This window comes from Paeniglutamicibacter sp. GQ140 (assembly GCF_059759235.1).
On sequence record NZ_JCAXDW010000028.1, the window covers coordinates 1 to 1442 of the forward strand.

The 1442-nt window shown below is 62.0% G+C and carries 2 protein-coding genes; both read right to left on the reverse strand.

The window, feature by feature from the left end; genetic code table 11:
- Positions 1–39: 39 nt before the first annotated feature.
- Entirely contained in the window at positions 40–879 is an 840-nt protein-coding gene (locus AC6CHY_RS19920; RefSeq protein ID WP_498228059.1) for an IS3 family transposase, read from the reverse strand.
- Positions 880–890: 11 nt separating this feature from the next.
- Positions 891–1364, reverse strand: a complete 474-nt coding sequence (locus AC6CHY_RS19925) for a transposase (protein ID WP_498228060.1) — start codon at positions 1362–1364, stop codon at positions 891–893.
- Positions 1365–1442 lie beyond the last annotated feature (78 nt).

The following is a 1442-nucleotide window of genomic DNA, read 5'->3' on the forward strand; positions in this document are numbered from 1 at the left end:
TGAACTGGTCCCCGAAAGTTGGACTCGGTAAGTAAAAGTCTACGCAGCCAGTGCCTGGGCCCGGTATTCCATCGGGCTCAGGCACTCGAGCGTTAACGAGATGCGGTCATGGTTGTACCAGTGGATGTAGTCGTCGAGCTCTGTGGTGAATGCCTCGACGCTGGTGTGTTCGTGGTGGTGGAACATCTCTTCCTTCAGGTGCCCGAAGAAGTTTTCCATCACGGCGTTGTCCAGGCAGTTGCCCTTGCGCGACATGGATTGGGTCATGCCGGCGTCGGCCAGCAGTTTCTGCCAGCTGGCGTGCTGGTACTGGAATCCCTGGTCCGAGTGCATCATCGGCGCCTCGCCCGCGGCCAGGGTGCCGATGGCCTCGCTGAGCGATTGGTTGGCGAAGGCCACGGTCGGGGACTGCGACACCGAGTAGGAAACGATCGAGCGGTCGAACAGGTCCAGCACCGGCGAGAGGTAGACCTTGCGCTCGGCGATCTTGAATTCGGTCACGTCGGTCACCCACTTGAGGTTCGGTGCCTCGGTTTCGAACTCGCGCTTCAGCAGGTTTTCGGCGACCTTGCCGATCTGGCCTTTGTAGGAGGAATACCTGCGGCGGCTGCGGACCTTGCAGACCAGGCCCTCGGCGCGCATCAGCTTCAGCACGGTCTTCTTCGCCACCTGCCACCCACCGCCGAGCAATTCGGCGTGGATGCGGCGGTGCCCGTACCTGCCCATGGCATTGGTGAAGATCTCGTGGATCCGGGCGCGGAGCTCCGCGTGCCGGTCCGGTGCCTTGAGCGCGGCCTGGCGGTGGAAGAACGTGGAGCGGGGAAGCCCGGCAGCGGCCAGGAGGAGGGGCAAGGGGTGGGAGGCCTTGAGGGCGATCACGGCGCTGATTTTCAGCGCGGTGGTTGGTTCCTCAAGGCCCGAACTTTTTTTAGGTAGGCGTTCTCAGCCTGCAGCCGCTGGTTCTCGCGGCGCAGCTTCTCGAGTTCGGTGGGTTCACCCGCTTCGGCGCCGGGGGCGGTCTTGGGGCGGCCCTTGGCCTTGGGACGCAGCCCGTCCTCGCCCTGTTCCCGGTAGGTCCTGACCCAGGTCCTGAGAAGGTTCGGGGAGCTGAGCTGGTGCCGTTGGGCAAGCTCCATCAGCGTCGCCTCGCCGTCGAGGAACTGGCGGACGACCGCGAGCTTGAACTCGAAGGAATACACCTGATTGGTCGGTTTGCTTTCCAACGCTGCCCTACCCCAAATCCTGAACCGTTTCTCGAGCCCACGAACGGCGTGTTCACCGGCGTTCAGTCTTGAGGATACCGCCTTATGCCCGAATCCCTGCTCGAAAAGATCGACGGCAGCCAGCCGCTGCTCGGCGGTCAATGAACTATTTTGACGCATGAAAAACTCCCCGAAAGTAAGGATCTGAATTATTCAGTCCAACTTTCGGGGAGCAGTTCA